Annotated in this window: 17 protein-coding genes; 15 read left to right on the top strand and 2 right to left on the bottom strand. The window is 41.4% G+C overall.

All coding sequences use genetic code 11. The annotated features are described in order from the left end of the window. Positions 1 to 270: 270 nt before the first annotated feature. Complete coding sequence (locus ACXYSK_RS05980; RefSeq protein ID WP_006150249.1) at positions 271 to 1,485, top strand: pyridoxal phosphate-dependent aminotransferase; 1,215 nt, start codon at positions 271 to 273, stop codon at positions 1,483 to 1,485. 144 nt (positions 1,486 to 1,629) lie between these two features. Continuing rightward, the gene (gene rpmH, locus ACXYSK_RS05975) at positions 1,630 to 1,764 is read left to right on the top strand and encodes a 50S ribosomal protein L34 (RefSeq protein ID WP_000831905.1); all 135 of its coding nucleotides are present in this window, start codon (positions 1,630 to 1,632) and stop codon (positions 1,762 to 1,764) included. A 182-nt stretch (positions 1,765 to 1,946) separates the two neighbouring features. On the opposite strand, the gene ACXYSK_RS05970 is transcribed toward rpmH, so the two are convergent. Continuing rightward, positions 1,947 to 3,791, bottom strand: a complete 1,845-nt coding sequence (locus ACXYSK_RS05970; protein WP_458625387.1) for an APC family permease — start codon at positions 3,789 to 3,791, stop codon at positions 1,947 to 1,949. Positions 3,792 to 3,947: 156 nt separating this feature from the next. Between ACXYSK_RS05970 and ACXYSK_RS05965 the strand changes: the two genes are divergently transcribed. The 13 genes from ACXYSK_RS05965 (at position 3,948) to pflA (ending at position 16,060) form a co-directional block, all read left to right on the top strand. Beyond that, a complete protein-coding gene (locus ACXYSK_RS05965; protein WP_458625386.1) occupies positions 3,948 to 4,724 on the top strand; it encodes a TatD family hydrolase in 777 nt (258 codons plus the stop codon). Continuing rightward, complete coding sequence (rnmV, locus tag ACXYSK_RS05960; RefSeq protein ID WP_458625385.1) at positions 4,721 to 5,284, top strand: ribonuclease M5; 564 nt, start codon at positions 4,721 to 4,723, stop codon at positions 5,282 to 5,284. Before ACXYSK_RS05965 ends, rnmV begins: the two co-directional genes overlap by 4 nt. A gap of 118 nt (positions 5,285 to 5,402) precedes the next feature. After that, on the top strand, positions 5,403 to 6,830 hold the full coding sequence (locus ACXYSK_RS05955) for an SseB family protein (RefSeq protein WP_458625384.1): 1,428 nt from the start codon (positions 5,403 to 5,405) through the stop codon (positions 6,828 to 6,830). Positions 6,831 to 6,919: 89 nt separating this feature from the next. Continuing rightward, a complete protein-coding gene (locus ACXYSK_RS05950; protein ID WP_458625383.1) occupies positions 6,920 to 7,636 on the top strand; it encodes a dimethyladenosine transferase in 717 nt (238 codons plus the stop codon). 12 nt (positions 7,637 to 7,648) lie between these two features. Next, on the top strand, positions 7,649 to 8,521 hold the full coding sequence (rsmA, locus tag ACXYSK_RS05945) for a 16S rRNA (adenine(1518)-N(6)/adenine(1519)-N(6))-dimethyltransferase RsmA (protein ID WP_458625382.1): 873 nt from the start codon (positions 7,649 to 7,651) through the stop codon (positions 8,519 to 8,521). A 1-nt stretch (position 8,522) separates the two neighbouring features. After that, entirely contained in the window at positions 8,523 to 9,401 is an 879-nt protein-coding gene (gene rsgA / locus ACXYSK_RS05940) for a ribosome small subunit-dependent GTPase A (RefSeq protein WP_458625413.1), read from the top strand. A 10-nt stretch (positions 9,402 to 9,411) separates the two neighbouring features. After that, entirely contained in the window at positions 9,412 to 10,068 is a 657-nt protein-coding gene (gene rpe, locus ACXYSK_RS05935) for a ribulose-phosphate 3-epimerase (RefSeq protein ID WP_414259615.1), read from the top strand. Further along, entirely contained in the window at positions 10,031 to 10,693 is a 663-nt protein-coding gene (locus ACXYSK_RS05930; protein WP_458625381.1) for a thiamine diphosphokinase, read from the top strand. The genes rpe and ACXYSK_RS05930 overlap by 38 nt, the downstream gene beginning before the upstream one ends. Position 10,694: 1 nt before the next feature. Further along, entirely contained in the window at positions 10,695 to 11,951 is a 1,257-nt protein-coding gene (locus ACXYSK_RS05925; RefSeq protein ID WP_458625380.1) for a DNA recombination protein RmuC, read from the top strand. Then, on the top strand, positions 11,941 to 12,882 hold the full coding sequence (locus tag ACXYSK_RS05920) for a 3'-5' exoribonuclease YhaM family protein (RefSeq protein ID WP_006152067.1): 942 nt from the start codon (positions 11,941 to 11,943) through the stop codon (positions 12,880 to 12,882). The genes ACXYSK_RS05925 and ACXYSK_RS05920 overlap by 11 nt, the downstream gene beginning before the upstream one ends. A gap of 101 nt (positions 12,883 to 12,983) precedes the next feature. After that, positions 12,984 to 13,808 (top strand): pur operon repressor, encoded by an 825-nt coding sequence (gene purR, locus ACXYSK_RS05915; RefSeq protein WP_006152187.1) that lies wholly within the window; start codon positions 12,984 to 12,986, stop codon positions 13,806 to 13,808. A gap of 72 nt (positions 13,809 to 13,880) precedes the next feature. Continuing rightward, on the top strand, positions 13,881 to 15,134 hold the full coding sequence (locus tag ACXYSK_RS05910; RefSeq protein ID WP_458625379.1) for a diaminopimelate decarboxylase: 1,254 nt from the start codon (positions 13,881 to 13,883) through the stop codon (positions 15,132 to 15,134). Positions 15,135 to 15,265: 131 nt separating this feature from the next. Then, complete coding sequence (pflA, locus tag ACXYSK_RS05905) at positions 15,266 to 16,060, top strand: pyruvate formate-lyase-activating protein (protein ID WP_458625378.1); 795 nt, start codon at positions 15,266 to 15,268, stop codon at positions 16,058 to 16,060. Between the two features lie 79 nt (positions 16,061 to 16,139). Here the strand turns inward: pflA and yidC are convergent, their stop codons facing one another. Further along, a complete protein-coding gene (yidC, locus tag ACXYSK_RS05900; protein ID WP_373113768.1) occupies positions 16,140 to 17,066 on the bottom strand; it encodes a membrane protein insertase YidC in 927 nt (308 codons plus the stop codon). Between the last annotated feature and the right edge of the window lie 14 nt (positions 17,067 to 17,080).

The raw sequence follows: 17,080 nt of genomic DNA, 5'->3' as shown, positions 1-17,080 counted from the left end.
ATGTAAGGAGAGATTCCTCATCTATGCAGTTACCATCCGCTACAAAGACCTTGTTTTCGATCACAAGAGTTTTTCTATAAGGATTTTGGTCGCTATTGGCCATTATTTAGAGAACCTATCAACTCTTTCTTCTCCAAAAATAGAAAGAAATCGGATTTGTCCTGTTACCTTGCGTTAAGCAAGGTTTTTTTGTGGAATAGTACTAGGCAATTTACGATTTTGTTTTGGAGTGGTATAATATTAACTATCCTGATGAATAGAGGAACTCAAATGAAAGAATTTAACAAATCAATCAAATTAGAGCATGTGGCTTATGATATTCGTGGTCCAGTTTTGGAAGAAGCTATGCGCATGCGCGCAAATGGAGAAAAAATTCTTCGTTTGAATACAGGGAACCCAGCTGAGTTTGGCTTTACAGCTCCGGATGAGGTGATTCATGACTTGATTATGAATGCGCGTGATAGCGAAGGTTATTCAGATTCTAAAGGAATCTTTTCGGCTCGTAAAGCGATTATGCAATATTGCCAACTGAAAAATTTCCCAAATGTAGATATCGATGATATCTACCTTGGAAATGGGGTTAGTGAGCTGATTGTTATGTCTATGCAGGGGCTTTTGGATAACGGCGATGAAGTCTTAGTTCCTATGCCTGACTATCCTCTTTGGACGGCAGCAGTTAGCTTGGCTGGAGGAAATGCCGTACACTACCTCTGTGATGAAGAAGCTGAATGGTATCCAGACCTAGATGATATCAAGTCTAAGATTAGTTCAAATACCAAGGCTATTGTGTTGATCAATCCAAATAATCCAACAGGTGCCCTCTATCCCAAAGAACTCTTGCTAGATATTATTGAGATTGCTCGTCAAAATGACTTGATTATCTTTGCGGATGAAATCTACGACCGTATGGTTATGGATGGGAATGTCCACACACCAGTAGCAAGTTTGGCTCCAGACCTTTTCTGTGTCAGCATGAATGGTTTGTCTAAATCTCACCGTATCGCTGGATTCCGTGTAGGATGGATGGTCTTGTCTGGGCCTAAACATCACGTAAAAGGCTACATTGAAGGTCTCAATATGCTTTCAAATATGCGCCTCTGTTCGAATGTACTTGCCCAGCAGGTAGTTCAAACCTCCCTAGGTGGTCACCAGTCAGTGGATGAATTGCTCTTGCCAGGTGGTCGCATCTATGAACAAAGAAACTTTATTTATAATGCCATTCAAGATATCCCTGGTTTATCAGCTGTTAAGCCAAAAGCGGGTCTTTATATCTTCCCTAAAATCGACCGCAATATGTACCGTATCGATGACGATGAACAATTTGTCCTTAATTTCTTGAAACAAGAAAAGGTGCTTTTGGTACATGGACGTGGCTTTAACTGGAAAGAACCAGATCATTTTCGTATCGTTTATCTACCACGTGTCGATGAGTTGGCCCAAATCCAAGAGAAGATGACTCGTTTCTTGAAGCAGTATCGTAGATAAGGCTTTCATAGCAAAAAAGCTGGAAACATTTGTCAGAGCTATTGACAAATAAGTAAGAATCAGATAGAATAGTAAAGTATGTTTAGTAACTGATCACTTTATAGCCGGCTAAACGAATACAAAATCTATGAGGAGGTATTCATCGTGAAACGTACTTATCAACCAAGTAAACTTCGTCGTGCGCGCAAACACGGATTCCGTAACCGTATGTCAACTAAAAACGGTCGTCGCGTATTGGCAGCTCGTCGTCGCAAAGGACGCAAAGTTTTGGCTGCATAATCCAAACGAATTAAACAAAGAAGTCAGTAGGAACTCGAGCCTACTGACTTTTCTGTTGCCTAAAAAAGTGAATTTTCTAAAATACCTGTTTTAGAATAAAACCTTTAGAAGATGTATTGGAAAGACGACATATAGAAAAAAGCTCAAAACCAGAAGGTGAATTTCTGATTTTGAGCTTTTCTTTATTCTTTCAAATGATAAGAGTAGCTAGCTACGACGACATCTTCGTGCCATCTGAGTGCATATTTGAGTTTGAGGCTCATTTGATTGTGGAGGATATTTTGCCAAGGCTTGTTAGGGATAAATTGGGGTACTAGAACTGTAACTGTGTAGTTCTTTTTCTTGGCTTCTTGAGAAATTTTTCGAACATAGCGAACGGTTGGTGTGATGATATCGCGATAGCTAGTAGTAATATTTTTGAGAGTGATATTTGGGAAGTAGTCAGCGAATTCTTGAAGGATTTCTTGGTCTTTTTCCTCCGTTTCCTTGGTGGAGATGTGCATAGCCAAAACCTCATCTCCTATGCTTTGAGCGTAATTAATCGCTCCGACGCTAACTCGAGTCACATTTCCCACTAAGACAAGGACGACATTGCCATCGTAGGCTTTCTTTTGAATTCCTTCATAAAGTCGAAGTTGTTTAGCCACCTTTTGGTAATGACTGTGGATGGCTAAAAAGAGGAAGGTTAAGACTAGGATAATTGGGAAGAAGGGCCAGATATCTCCAAGTCTGAAGAAGAGTAAGATAAGAACGATAGCATAACAAATGATGGCACCGAGGATATTTGCAAAGGCAGATTTTAAGAAATGAGAGCCTTTTTCTTTTTTCCAGTGGCGAATCATCCCTGTTTGAGAAAGAGCAAAAGGTACGAAAACTCCAATAGTATAAAGAGGAATCAAGCGTTCCGTATTTCCGTTAAAAATGAGCAGAAGAATCATAGCGCCAAAGGCTAGTGTTAAGATACCGTTTGAGTAACCTAGGCGGTCTCCCTTCTCCATAAAAAGATGGGGCATGTACTTGTTCTTGGCCATGTTGTAGGCCAGCATCGGAAAGGCAGAAAAACCAGTATTTGCAGCTACGGCTAGGATTAGAGCTGTTGAAAATTGGAAGAGATAATAAACAACTTGGCCGAGAGCTGAATCCCCTAAAATTCCTTTAGCCATCTGTGAGAGGATTGTTTCTCCGTGTTGTGGAGTAATCCCCATCCAGTAGTTTAGGAAGGTAATTCCTGCAAATAGAAATCCAAGAATCAGAGACATGATGGTCAGTGTCTGAGCAGCGTTCTTCTCTTTAGGAGTTTTGAAAAATGGAACAGCATTTGAGATTGCTTCAACCCCGGTTAATGAAGCTGAACCGCTGGTAAAGGCTCTTAAAATCAGGACAATTGAGAGACTTGGGACAGTTTGACCAATTGCAGAAGTTGCATGATAGCTGAGAGAACCTGTCAATAGTTGGAAAATACCAAACAATAAGAGGAAGACCGTACTAAAGATAAAGAGATAGACAGGGATCATCAGCGAACTAGCAGATTCCCTCAAGCCTCGCAGATTTAAAAGCATGAGCAAACATACTAGAGAAATGGAGATGTGGAGGTTGTAGGGATGGAGAGCAGGAAGTGCTGCTGTGATAGCATCAGCTCCTGCAGCCACGGATACGGCTACTGTTAGCATATAGTCAACAAGCAAGCTTCCCCCAGCAATCAAACCGAGCTTAGGAGAAAGATTTTCTCGTGTTACCATATAGGCACCCCCACCTTGAGGGTAGGCGTGAATGATTTGTCGGTAAGAAATGGTTAGACTAGCAAGTAGCAAGAGGACAAAAATGCCGATAGGGAGACTCCACCAAATAGCAAGCGGAGATAGGCTAGCCAAGACAAGGACGACCTGCTCAGGCCCATAGGCGATAGATGAAAGGGCATCGCTTGAGAGCATTGCAAGTGCTTGTGTTTTTCCAAGAAGTCCTCCTTCACCCTCAGTTAAGGATTTTAGAGGACGACCGATAAAGGTATATTTAAGTTTTGTAAACATTTTCTTTCCTTTTTTGAAATTTTCAACAAGAGCTATTATACTGCTATGAAAAAATACCGTCAAGGGAAAATCATTGATTTCAAAATATTTTTTTCCTATAAGGATGCGACTAGTTTTTTTGGTATAATAGAAGGTAGAAAAAACGAGGAAATATAAATGATTTTTGATACTCATACACATTTAAATATAGAGGAATTTTTGGGACGTGAAGAAGAAGAGCTTGCCTTAGCAGCTGAAATGGGTGTGACTCGGATGAATATTGTTGGTTTTGACAAGCCGACGATTGAGCGTGCTTTAGAATTGGTGGACAAGTATGACCAACTCTATGCGACAATTGGATGGCATCCAACAGAGGCAGGGACCTATACAGAGGATGTTGAGAATTACCTGTTGGAGAAACTAAAACATCCCAAAGTTGTTGCCTTGGGTGAGATTGGTTTGGACTATCACTGGATGACAGCCCCTAAAGAAGTGCAGGAGCAAGTTTTTCGTCGTCAGATTCAGCTATCTAAGGATTTGGATTTGCCTTTTGTGGTCCATACCCGTGATGCGCTAGAAGATACCTATGAGATTATTAAGAGTGAGGGAGTTGGTCCCCGTGGTGGTATCATGCACTCTTTCTCAGGTTCACTGGAGTGGGCTGAGAAGTTTGTAGAGCTTGGCATGACTATTTCCTTTTCTGGGGTGGTAACTTTCAAGAAGGCGACTGACATACAGGAGGCAGCTAAAGAATTACCATTGGACAAGATTTTGGTAGAAACGGATGCCCCTTACTTGGCACCCGTTCCCAAACGTGGTCGCGAAAACAAGACAGCTTATACGCGCTATGTAGTGGATTTTATCGCCGACTTACGTGGCATGACAACAGAAGAAATAGCTACTGCGACCAGTGCCAATGCAGAAGGCATCTTTGGATTGGAACATAAATCATGAAAGAGAAAATTTCCCAAGTCATCGTAGTCGAAGGGCGTGATGATACGGCCAATCTCAAACGTTATTTTGATGTGGAGACCTATGAGACTCGTGGTTCGGCTATCAATGAACAAGACCTTGAACGGATCCAACGTCTACACGAACGTCATGGGGTGATTGTCTTTACAGATCCTGACTTTAATGGGGAACGCATTCGTCGGATGATTATGACAGCTATTCCGACAGTTCAACACGCCTTTCTCAAACGTGATGAGGCAGTGCCTAAGTCCAAGACCAAGGGGCGTTCTCTAGGAATCGAACACGCTAGCTACGAAGACTTGAAAATAGCACTGGAACAAGTGACAGAGCAATTTGAAGTAGAAAGTGATTTTGATATTAGCCGTAGTGACTTGATTCGATTAGGGTTTCTAGCTGGAGCAGACAGCCGAAAACGCAGAGAATATCTAGGAGAGAATCTTCGTATCGGTTATTCCAATGGGAAGCAACTTCTCAAGCGTTTGGAATTATTTGGCATCCGTTTAGCTGAAGTTGAAGATGCCATGAAATCATATGAGAATTGAGAAACTCCCCAAAATGTAAGGGGAATATGATACAATAGAAGTAATCATAAACGGTTTAATTAGGCTTGCTTGCAAGCATTAGAAAAGTGGCTCTAAGTGGAGATAATGAGGAAAAGTTATGGGAATCTTTGATTTTTTAAAAAAGACAGACGCAACAAAAACAACTGAAATAACTGAATCCAATAAGGAAGCAGAAGAGGCGAAAGGCAATGCTTGCTTGGGTGTTCTAGATTTGTTCCCGATGAAGGAAACGAATCAATTATTGATTGTAGGGAGTTTAGAAGGTAGTCTGAATGTTGGGGATCAGTTGCAATTTTGCAATCCCGACCAAGGAATGGAAATTCTTGGCTCTGTAGAAGTAAAAAAACTTAGCAGTCAAAACAAAGATGCAGATAGTCTTACTGATGAAGTTCTCGCGCATCTAGTGGTTGATAGGATTCCTTCTTTGGATAAATTGAAAAAAGGAAGTGTACTCTTTAGTTCAGGTGTTGATGAAGAGCAAAAATTATCTAGCTATTCAGATGCTCTTTATCGTGCTTTTGTAGCCATTCAAGAAGGTCAATTGACTAATGAAGACTATTTGGCATCTAGTCTTGATGATAGCGTAGAGATTTTACGCCTCTTTTTATGGAAATGCCGTCAAAATCAGGAAACTGAAAGTGAAGAAAGCTATCAAGCTAACACCCGCAAGTTAGAGCGTCTAGCAGAAATTGTCAAGGATAAGTTGTTAGCAGCAGATTCTGTTTATGCAGTTTATTCAGAAAAAACAGGCGAACCCTATCTTTTCTCAACGACCTATGACAGGGGAGAAGAGGGATACCTATGTACTGATCCCATGATCATGCTTTTGACACCATCTTGGTATCGCCAATTCAAGGAAACCATTGATAGTCGACCAAACTCAGTCGTAAAACTGATTGAAAATACGGAAGATAAAAAAGGGATTGAGAATTTCCTTGGGACAGCCTTTTACTTAAATGGTGCCTTGGGAGCAATCTTTAATTCCAAGGAAGTTAGCATCAGTGCCTCGGCCTTGGTTCAAAAACCAGATTTTTCTAATTTGCCAGAAATACAAGTTCCTGTAATGAATCCTGACCTAGTAAGATGGATGTTGCTGATGGGACAATTGGATAGCCCGACGACAGAAGATGAAGAAGTAATTTACAAGCTCTATTATAAGTTTTTTTCAGAAGCTATGCTGAAAGCAAAATTCCTAATTCCTTTAGATGCGGCTTCAGAATTTAAGGACGATAGTCAGGAAGGAAGCTCCTTTGTCTTGGAAAAAGATTCTAGTTTCAACATTCCAGTCAAAGAAGGAAAAGATGGCAGAAATTCTGTGCCAGTATTTACCGATTGGAAACGTCTGCGAATGGTCTTTGACGAAAAATGGAATGGAATGATTGAAGAAGCGGGGGGCATGATTGAAGTTTTTGACTATGCCATTAATCCAACGGAGTATTATGAAGCGGGTGCTTATGTTAGCCTAACAGCTTTTAAAGAAATGCAAAAGTTTAGTGAGGAACTAGAAGGCAGAGCTAACGGTTAGAGAGTTTCTTTACATTGGGAAACTATATAGTTTTATCTACATCCTACTTGAACCACTACCTTTTTTCAAAGATTGTGAAAGGAAATGATATGGCAAATAGAAGTTATATTTACTTAAAAAACGGAGATGAAGCTCGTATTCTAACAGAGGGAATTTACACGATACCCTATTTTTGGCAATTGTTTTGGGATGAAGAAGATTTAAGAACTCCTATTGCTCTCTGGAAAACAGCAGAAAAACTCGAAGAAGATGAAGAGCAAGCAGAAAAGTTTTACCAAGAGCAGAATGTAGATATCTTGCTTCCTATTGAAAAATTCCGGCAAAACGCCCTCCAAAACCGGTCTTTTTTAGAAGAAAATGTCCCACAATCCGTGCAACTATATGATGCCTTTGTTCGTTATATTCTTGCAAATGTCAAAGATGGTGATGTACTCGGATTTGATGTCTTAGATGTTGTTTTTATGGACCAAGTGTCTGTTGTTTCTGATAAACTGTTAAAAAATATAGGAGCTATTCGGGAAAATCAACCCAAAGATTTAGATTTTTCTTTGACAGAAAAGAACCTAATTGTTCTTGCTATGGGCTTTCCTGATTATTATGCTTCAGAATTATTGCCAGAAGATAATATTCTAGATTCGGTTGCCTATCAGGATGAACTGAATAAAATGAACCCTCAAGATGATAAGCAAGGGGGCGATATGACTGGAGCCGATACAAAAGCGAACAAGTGGAGGAATGGTTTAGTATATTTGTTTATACTTGCACTAGTAATTCGGTTGATTTTTTATATGATGGTTAAGAGATAGAAAAGAGAATACATGAGAATTGCAGATTATAGCGTGACCAAGGCAGTGCTGGAGCGTCACGGTTTTACCTTTAAAAAGTCCTTCGGACAAAATTTCCTGACCGATACCAATATCCTTCAAAAAATTGTGGATACGGCTGAAATTGATGACCAAGTCAATGTCATCGAGATTGGGCCAGGAATTGGTGCCTTGACTGAGTTTTTAGCTGAGCGTGCAGCTCAAGTCATGGCATTTGAGATTGACCACCGCTTGGTACCAATCCTAGCGGATACTTTGCGGGATTTTGACAATGTGACTGTAGTCAACGAGGACATTCTAAAAGTTGACCTAGCGCAACATATCCAAAATTTCAAAAATCCTGATTTACCAATCAAGGTAGTAGCCAACTTGCCATACTATATCACGACGCCTATTCTCATGCACTTGATTGAAAGTGGCATTTCATTTAGTGAGTTTGTGGTTATGATGCAAAAAGAAGTGGCAGATCGTATCTCTGCTAAGCCAAATACCAAGGCTTACGGTAGCTTGTCGATTGCCGTTCAGTATTACATGACAGCCAAGGTTGCTTTTATCGTACCCCGTACGGTCTTTGTGCCAGCACCAAATGTGGACTCAGCTATCCTGAAAATGGTACGTCGTCCAGAACCGGCTGTAGCAGTGAAAGATGAGAACTTCTTCTTTAAGGTTTCCAAGGCTAGTTTCACTCATCGTCGTAAGACCTTGTGGAACAACTTGATAGGCTACTTTGGGAAAACTGATGAAGTCAAGGATAAGCTGACCAAGGCTTTGGACCAGGCAGGCTTGTCACCGAGTGTGCGTGGTGAAGCTCTGGGCTTAGAAGAATTTGCTAGTCTAGCAGATGCGCTTAAAGGACAAGGACTCTAAGATGCAAGGACAAATCATTAAAGCTTTGGCCGGCTTCTACTATGTGGAAAGTGATGGTCAGGTTTATCAAACACGCGCGCGTGGAAATTTTCGTAAAAAGGGGCATACGCCCTATGTTGGAGATTGGGTAGATTTTTCTGCGGAGGAAAATTCCGAAGGTTATATTCTCAAGATTCATGAACGAAAAAATAGTCTGGTTCGCCCCCCTATTGTCAATATTGATCAAGCTGTGGTGATCATGTCGGTCAAAGAGCCTGACTTTAATAGCAACTTGCTGGATCGCTTCTTGGTTCTTTTGGAGCACAAGGGCATTCATCCTATCGTCTATATTTCCAAAATGGACTTACTGAAAGATGGGAGAGAACTGGATTTCTACGAGAAAACCTATCGTGCTATTGGTTACGATTTTGTGACGAGTAAAGAAGAACTTTTACCCTTGTTGACAGATAAGGTTACGGTCTTTATGGGGCAGACGGGTGTTGGAAAGTCAACTTTGCTCAATAAAATCGCACCTGATCTCAATTTAGAAACGGGAGAAATCTCAGACAGTCTGGGTCGTGGTCGTCACACTACTCGAGCGGTTAGTTTTTACAATCTCAATGGTGGGAAAATCGCAGACACACCAGGTTTTTCATCGCTAGATTACGAAGTAACAACAGCAGAAGACCTTAATCGAGCTTTTCCAGAAATTGCCAGTGTCAGTCGAGACTGCAAGTTCCGTACTTGTACGCATACCCACGAACCTTCTTGCGCGGTTAAGTCTGCAGTAGAAGAGGGCATAATTGCCACCTTCCGTTTTGATAACTACCTACAATTTCTCAGTGAGATTGAAAATCGTAGAGAAACCTATAAAAAAGTCAGCAAAAAAATTCCAAAATAAGGAGAAACCTATGTCTCAATACAAGATTGCTCCGTCAATTCTGGCAGCAGATTATGCCAACTTTGAACGTGAAATTAAACGCCTAGAAGCAACTGGGGCTGAATATGCCCATATCGATATCATGGATGGTCACTTTGTACCTCAGATCAGCTTTGGTGCAGGTGTAGTCGAAAGTCTTCGTCCTCATAGCAAGATGGTCTTTGATTGTCACTTGATGGTAGCTAATCCCGAACATCATTTAGAAGACTTTGCGCGTGCAGGTGCAGACATCATCAGCATCCATGCAGAAGCAACACCTCATATCCATGGGGCCCTTCAAAAAATTCGTTCTCTTGGAGTCAAACCTTCAGTCGTCATTAATCCTGGTACACCTGTTGAGGCGATTAAGCATGTACTACACTTAGTTGACCAAGTATTAGTCATGACAGTTAACCCTGGATTTGGTGGGCAAGCCTTTCTGCCAGAAACCATGGATAAGGTACGTGAATTGGCTGCCCTTCGTGAGGAAAAAGGATTGAATTTTGAAATTGAAGTGGATGGTGGGATTGATGATCAGACCATAGCTCAAGCCAAAGAAGCGGGTGCAACAGTCTTTGTAGCAGGTTCTTATGTCTTCAAGGGAGATGTCAATGAACGAGTGCAAGCTCTCAGAAAAGAACTGGACTAGGGTTGCAGTTTTTGCTGGTGGAGACCGTGGCCACTACCGGACAGATTTTGACTGCTTTGTCGGTGTGGATCGAGGCTCGCTCTGGGTACTGGAGAAAAAACTTCCTCTTGCTTTAGCCGTTGGGGATTTTGATTCTGTGACTGCAGAAGAACGTCATTCAATTCAAAAACGTGCCCAGCATTTTGTTCAAGCCCAACCAGAAAAAGATGATACCGATCTGGAACTAGCACTTTTAACGATTTTTGAAAAAAATCCTCAAGCTCAGGTGACCATTTTTGGTGCCCTAGGTGGTCGTATTGATCATATGCTGGCTAATGTGTTTCTGCCTAGCAATCCTAAATTGGCGCCCTATATGCGTCAGATAGAGATTGAGGATGGACAAAATTTGATTCGTTACTGTCCAGAAGGGACCAGTCAACTTGAACCACGGTCAGACTATGATTATCTTGCTTTTATGCCTGTTAGGGATAGTCAGCTGACCATTATCGGTGCCAAGTACGAATTGACAGAGGAGAACTTTTTCTTTAAGAAAGTCTATGCTTCTAACGAATATATAGATAGGGAAGTTTCGGTAACATGCCCGGATGGCTATGTGGTCGTACTGCATAGTAAGGACAGGAGATAGGATGGAGATTGTATTACTACTGTTATTAATTGCTAACCTAGTCGGCCTCTTTCTCATTTGGCAAAGGCAGGACAAGCAGGAGCAATATTTGACCAAGAGTCTAGAAGATCAGGCAGATAATCTCTCAGACCAGCTGGATTATCGATTTGAGCAAGCCAGACAAGCAAGCCAGCTGGATCAAAAAAATCTTGAAGTGGCTGTCAGCGACCGTTTGCAGGAGGTGCGGATTGAATTGCACCAAGGTCTGACTCAGGTGCGCCAGGAGATGAATGAAAACCTCCTCCAAACCAGAGATAAGACCGACCAACGACTACAGGCCTTGCAGGAGTCAAATGAGCAACGCTTAGAACAGATGCGTCAGACAGTCGAGGAAAAATTAGAAAAAACCTTGCAAACTCGCTTGCAGGCCTCCTTCGAGACAGTTTCCAAGCAACTGGAGTCTGTCAATCGAGGTCTAGGTGAAATGCAGACGGTGGCGCGTGATGTTGGTGCGCTAAATAAAGTTCTTTCTGGAACTAAGACCCGAGGAATTCTGGGTGAATTACAACTGGGACAGATTATTGAAGATATCATGACACCTGCCCAGTATGAACGAGAATTTGCAACGGTTGAAAATTCGAGTGAGCGAGTCGAGTACGCCATCAAGTTGCCTGGGCAAGGTGACCAGGAATATGTTTATCTACCGATTGACTCTAAGTTTCCACTGGCAGCTTATTACCGCCTTGAAGAAGCCTATGAAGCAGGTGATAAGGATGAAATCGAAAATTGTCGCAAATCTCTCCAAACAAGTGTTAAGCGTTTTGCCAAGGATATTAAGAACAAGTACATAGCACCGCCAAGAACGACCAATTTTGGAGTTTTGTTTGTTCCGACAGAAGGTCTCTATTCAGAAATCGTTAGGAATCCGATTTTCTTTGATGGTTTGAGACGGGAGGAGCAGATTATCGTTGCAGGGCCAAGTACCTTATCAGCCCTTCTTAACTCTCTATCAGTTGGCTTCAAAACTCTCAATATCCAAAAGAGTGCCGACCATATCAGCAAGACTCTTGCCAGTGTCAAGACCGAGTTTGGCAAGTTTGGGGGGATTTTGGTCAAGACACAAAAACATCTCCAACATGCCTCTGGCAATATTGATGATTTATTAAACCGTCGTACTACAGCTATCGAGCGAACGCTCCGTCACATTGAGTTATCAGAAGGTGAGCCTGCGCTTGATCTACTCCAGTTCCAAGAAGGTGAGGAAGAATATGAAGATTAGTCACATGAAGAAAGATGAGCTTTTTGAGGGCTTTTACCTAATCAAGTCAGCTGACCTAAGACAGACACGTGCTGGGAAGAATTACCTGGCTTTCACTTTCCAAGATGACAGTGGGGAAATTGAAGGGAAACTCTGGGATGCCCAACCTCATAACGTCGAAGCTTTTACTGCAGGGAAAGTTGTTCACATGCAGGGACGTCGTGAGGTATACAATAACACCCCACAGGTTAATCAAATCACCCTTCGCTTACCACAACCTGGCGAACCAAATGACCCAGCAGATTTTAAGGTAAAATCACCAGTGGATGTTAAGGAAATCCGTGAGTATATGGCGCAGATGATTTTCAAAATTGAAAATCCTATCTGGCAACGAATCGTTCGAGCTCTCTATACCAAATATGATAAAGAATTTTATTCCTATCCAGCTGCAAAAACCAACCACCATGCCTTTGAAACAGGGCTTGCTTATCATACAGCGACTATGGTTCGTTTAGCAGAGGCAATTGCAGATGTCTACCCACAGCTTAATAAGAGCTTGCTCTACGCTGGGATTATGTTGCATGACCTAGCTAAGGTTATTGAGTTGACAGGCCCAGACCAGACAGAGTATACAGTGAGAGGAAATCTTATCGGCCATATCGCTCTGATTGATAGCGAGATTACCAAAGCGGTTATGGAACTTGGCATTGATGATACCCGAGAAGAAGTGGTACTCTTGCGTCATGTGATTCTCAGCCATCATGGTTTGCTTGAGTATGGTAGTCCTGTTCGTCCTCGTGTGATGGAAGCTGAAATTATTCATATGATTGATAATCTAGATGCTAGCATGATGATGATGTCAACAGCTCTCGCCCTTGTTGATGAGGGTGAAATGACCAATAAAGTCTTTGCAATGGACAATCGTTCCTTCTACAAGCCAAAATTAGACTAGAAACTAAAAAATGAGCTTTATTTAGACAATAAAGTTCGTTTTTTTTGCTTTAGTGTGTTATAATGAGAAAAAGACTAATTAAAAAGAATGGTGAATAACTAATGAAATTAAGAAGAAGTGATCGGATGGTTGTTATTTCCAATTATTTGATTAACAATCCATACAAATTAACCAGTCTCAATACCTTTGCGGAAAAGTATGAATCTGCCAAATCTTCTATTTCAGAAGATATTGTCATTATTAAGCGCGCCTTTGAAGAAATTGAAATTGGTCATATCCAAACTGTGACAGGCGCTGGTGGTGGGGTTATTTTCACACCATCTATCTCTACCCTTGAGTCCAAAACAATCATCGAAGAGCTTCGCGATAAACTTTCAGAGAGCGACCGCATTCTTCCAGGTGGCTACATTTATTTGTCTGATCTCCTTAGCACTCCAGCTATTTTGAAAAATATCGGTCGTATTATTGCTAAGAGCTTTATGGACCAAAAGATTGATGCTGTTATGACGGTAGCGACCAAAGGGGTTCCGCTTGCAAATGCAGTAGCCAATGTTCTCAACGTACCTTTTGTCATTGTCCGTCGTGACTTGAAAATCACTGAGGGTTCAACTGTTAGTGTCAACTACGTCTCAGGATCTAGTGACCGTATTGAAAAAATGTTCCTTTCAAAACGTAGTCTTAAGGCAGGAAGTCGTGTCTTGATTGTTGATGACTTCTTGAAAGGCGGAGGGACTATTAATGGTATGATTAGCCTTTTAACAGAGTTTGATTCAGAGTTGGCTGGAGTAGCCGTCTTTGCTGACAATGCTCAAGAAGATCGCGAACAGCAGTTTGACTACAAATCACTCTTGAAAGTCACAAATATTGATGTGAAGAATCAACAAATTGAAGTTGAAGTTGGGAACATCTTCGAAACAGAAAAATAAGAGAGAATATGATACTTAAAGGTTGGAACTTTCGTCCCAGCCTTTCTTTGATAATGAATATAAAGGAGCCCTATGAAAACACCATTTATTAAACGTGAAGCCTTAGAAAAAATCGTCGAAGAGTTTCCAACCCCTTTCCACCTCTACGATGAAAAAGGGATTCGCGAGAAAGCACGCGCAGTTAATCAAGCTTTTTCTTGGAATAAAGGATTTAAAGAATACTTCGCAGTAAAAGCAACCCCAACCCCTGCTATCTTGAAGATTTTGCAAGAAGAAGGATGTGGAGTGGATTGTTCTAGTTATGTAGAACTCTTGATGAGTCATAAGCTAGAATTTGCTGGTTCTGATATGATGTTTTCATCTAACAATACTCCAGACCAAGAGTACGCTTATGCCCGTGAATTAGGTGCGACGATTAATTTAGATGCCTTTGAAGATATAGAGCATTTGGAACGTGCAGCAGGCATCCCTGAGATTATCTCTTGCCGTTATAATCCTGGTGGCGTATTTGAACTAGGGACAGACATTATGGATAATCCTGGTGAAGCTAAGTTCGGGATGACTAAGGAGCAACTCTTTGAAGCCTTTGCTATCCTGAAAGAAAAGGGAGCTAAAACCTTTGGGATTCATTCCTTCCTAGCTTCCAATACTGTGACCCACCTCTACTATCCAGAATTAGCACGTCAGCTCTTTGAGTTAGCAGTAGAAATCAAGGAAAAGTTGGGTATTTCGCTGGACTTTATCAACCTTTCTGGAGGTATCGGAGTCAACTATCGTCCAGATCAAGAGCCAAATGACATCGCCTTGATTGGTGAGGGAGTTCGTCAGGTTTATGAAGAAGTTCTTACGCCAGCAGATCTTGGTCAGGTTAAAATCTTTACAGAACTAGGTCGCTTTATGTTGGCACCTCATGGCATTCTCGTTACAAAAGTTACTCATAAAAAGAAAACCTACCGTACTTATCTAGGAGTAGATGCGTCAGCTGTCAATCTTATGAGACCAGCTATGTACGGTGCTTACCATCATATTACTAACATGATGCATCCTGATGGTCAGACTGAAATGGTTGATGTTGTTGGTTCTCTTTGTGAAAACAACGACAAGTTTGCAGTAAATCGTGAGTTGCCTCAAACAGAAATTGGTGATTTGTTAGTGATTCATGATACAGGTGCCCATGGCTTTTCTATGGGATACCAGTACAATGCCAAACTTCGTTCGGCAGAGATTCTCTATACAGAGGATGGAGGTGCTCGACTAATCCGTAGAGCAGAGCGACCTGAGGACTATTTTGCGACTCTCTATGGCTTTGACTTTGACAAGGACTAGAAGAATTTTGAAAATCATGAAAGTTGAAAGTGAAAAACAGATTGTTTTCTAAAAAATAGACAAAATCTATTGTTTTTCCTTTCAAGCGTGATATAATAAAATTATAAAACGGTTTCAAGGAAGGTGACGTGATGTCAGAAGAAACAATAGACTACGGACAAGTGACAGGAATGGTGCATTCGACAGAGAGTTTTGGGGCGGTAGATGGTCCTGGAATCCGTTTCATTGTCTTTTTGCAGGGCTGTCAGATGCGTTGCCAATATTGCCATAACCCGGATACATGGGCTATGGAGACCAATAAATCTCGTGTTCGAACAGTAGATGATGTCTTGGAAGAAGCCTTTCGCTATCGTGGCTTCTGGGGAGACAAGGGTGGTATTACAGTCAGTGGAGGAGAAGCTCTTCTCCAAATCGATTTCTTGATTGCCCTCTTTACAAAGGCAAAAGAAAAAGGCATCCACTGTACCTTAGATACCTGTGCTCTTCCATTCCGTAACAAGCCACGCTATCTTGAAAAATTTGATAAATTAATGGCTGTGACTGATTTGGTTCTTCTTGATATCAAAGAAATTAATGATGCTCAACATAGGATTGTAACCAGTCAAAGTAACAAAACCATTTTAGCTTGTGCTCAATACTTGTCAGATATTGGGAAACCTGTCTGGATTCGTCACGTTCTCGTACCTGGTTTGACAGATAGAGATGAGGATTTGATTGAACTTGGTAAGTTCGTGAAAACTCTTAAAAACGTTGATAAGTTTGAAATCCTACCTTATCACACGATGGGTGAGTTCAAGTGGCGTGAACTTGGCATTCCGTATTCGCTTGAAGGAGTTAAACCTCCAACAGCAGATCGTGTCAAGAACGCTAAGGAACTAATGGATACAGAAAGCTATCAAGATTACATGAAACGTGTTCATGGATAATATAAAAAATGAGGCCGAGAAACTCGGCCTCTTTTCGATTATAGAAAAGGCTCAGCAATTTATCCGAGCCTTTTATTTTTTATCTAGAATGTTGTTTACCAGCATTGCGTTTTTTGTTTTTCTTCTTGTTAGAAGTTGAGATTACTGCTGCTGATTCAGGAGTCACATCCTTGCGAGCGCCTGAAGTTTTGCTTGCTTTTGGTGGGTTCTTTGCAAATTCTTCGCGTACTTTTTTACGAAGTTTTGGACGAATGATGTAGTTGACGATGAATTGTTGAAGGATCATCATGAAACCACCGACAACCCAGTAAAGTGTGACACTGGCTGGGGAGAAGATTGAGAACATGACAATCATCAACGGACTCATGTAAATCATTTTCTTGAGTTGTTCTCTTTGAGTCTCGTCTTCAACTCCGTGTAGAGAAAGGAGTGATTGGATGTAGTAGAGAACACCTGCGCAGGCAATGAGAATCCAACTTGGAGAACCCAGTGCAATACCTAAGAAGCTAGCTTCAGAAACACCTTCTGTGTGTTGAGCAGCAAAGTAGATAGCAGAGAAGAAAGGCATTTGAATGAGGATAGGGAAACATCCTACACCACCAAACATACTAATACCATGCTCTTTTTGAGCAGCAAAGAGAGCTTGTTGGGCTTCTAGTTTTTCTTCTTGAGTCGTTGCTTCTTTCAGACGAGTCTGATGTGGCTCAAGGACATGCTTGAGGGCGTTCATCTTCTCAGAGTGAAGGGTAGCCTTCCATGATTGGTAGATACCAAGTGGAAGGATAATCAAGCGGACGATAATAGTTACGATGATAATACCAACACCGAAACCAAGACCTTGGTCATTGGCAAAATATTTGATAGCCTCTGCCATAGGTGCTCCGATGGTATTCCAGATAAATCCGGTTGGCTGACCTGTTGCTTTATCAACCTGGACACATCCTGTCAATAATAATAGCATAGCCACTCCCATGATTGAGAGGGCGATTCGTTTAATTGATTTCACTGTTTTTATTCCTT

It is taken from the genome of Streptococcus sp. V919 (assembly GCF_054353475.1).
Note: the sequence above shows the minus strand (reverse complement) of the source record. Positions and strands in the feature narration are given on the sequence as shown.

What these genes read in the sequence shown, in the direction of transcription:
- ACXYSK_RS05980 (WP_006150249.1), top strand. Translation starts at nt 271, where the DNA reads ATGAAAGAATTTAACAAATCAATCAAATTAGAGCATGTGGCTTATGAT.
- ACXYSK_RS05970 (WP_458625387.1), bottom strand. Translation starts at nt 3,791, where the DNA reads ATGTTTACAAAACTTAAATATACCTTTATCGGTCGTCCTCTAAAATCC.
- ACXYSK_RS05965 (WP_458625386.1), top strand. Translation starts at nt 3,948, where the DNA reads ATGATTTTTGATACTCATACACATTTAAATATAGAGGAATTTTTGGGA.
- rnmV (WP_458625385.1), top strand. Translation starts at nt 4,721, where the DNA reads ATGAAAGAGAAAATTTCCCAAGTCATCGTAGTCGAAGGGCGTGATGAT.
- ACXYSK_RS05955 (WP_458625384.1), top strand. Translation starts at nt 5,403, where the DNA reads ATGGGAATCTTTGATTTTTTAAAAAAGACAGACGCAACAAAAACAACT.
- ACXYSK_RS05950 (WP_458625383.1), top strand. Translation starts at nt 6,920, where the DNA reads ATGGCAAATAGAAGTTATATTTACTTAAAAAACGGAGATGAAGCTCGT.
- rsmA (WP_458625382.1), top strand. Translation starts at nt 7,649, where the DNA reads ATGAGAATTGCAGATTATAGCGTGACCAAGGCAGTGCTGGAGCGTCAC.
- rsgA (WP_458625413.1), top strand. Translation starts at nt 8,523, where the DNA reads ATGCAAGGACAAATCATTAAAGCTTTGGCCGGCTTCTACTATGTGGAA.
- rpe (WP_414259615.1), top strand. Translation starts at nt 9,412, where the DNA reads ATGTCTCAATACAAGATTGCTCCGTCAATTCTGGCAGCAGATTATGCC.
- ACXYSK_RS05930 (WP_458625381.1), top strand. Translation starts at nt 10,031, where the DNA reads ATGAACGAGTGCAAGCTCTCAGAAAAGAACTGGACTAGGGTTGCAGTT.
- ACXYSK_RS05925 (WP_458625380.1), top strand. Translation starts at nt 10,695, where the DNA reads ATGGAGATTGTATTACTACTGTTATTAATTGCTAACCTAGTCGGCCTC.
- ACXYSK_RS05920 (WP_006152067.1), top strand. Translation starts at nt 11,941, where the DNA reads ATGAAGATTAGTCACATGAAGAAAGATGAGCTTTTTGAGGGCTTTTAC.
- purR (WP_006152187.1), top strand. Translation starts at nt 12,984, where the DNA reads ATGAAATTAAGAAGAAGTGATCGGATGGTTGTTATTTCCAATTATTTG.
- ACXYSK_RS05910 (WP_458625379.1), top strand. Translation starts at nt 13,881, where the DNA reads ATGAAAACACCATTTATTAAACGTGAAGCCTTAGAAAAAATCGTCGAA.
- pflA (WP_458625378.1), top strand. Translation starts at nt 15,266, where the DNA reads ATGTCAGAAGAAACAATAGACTACGGACAAGTGACAGGAATGGTGCAT.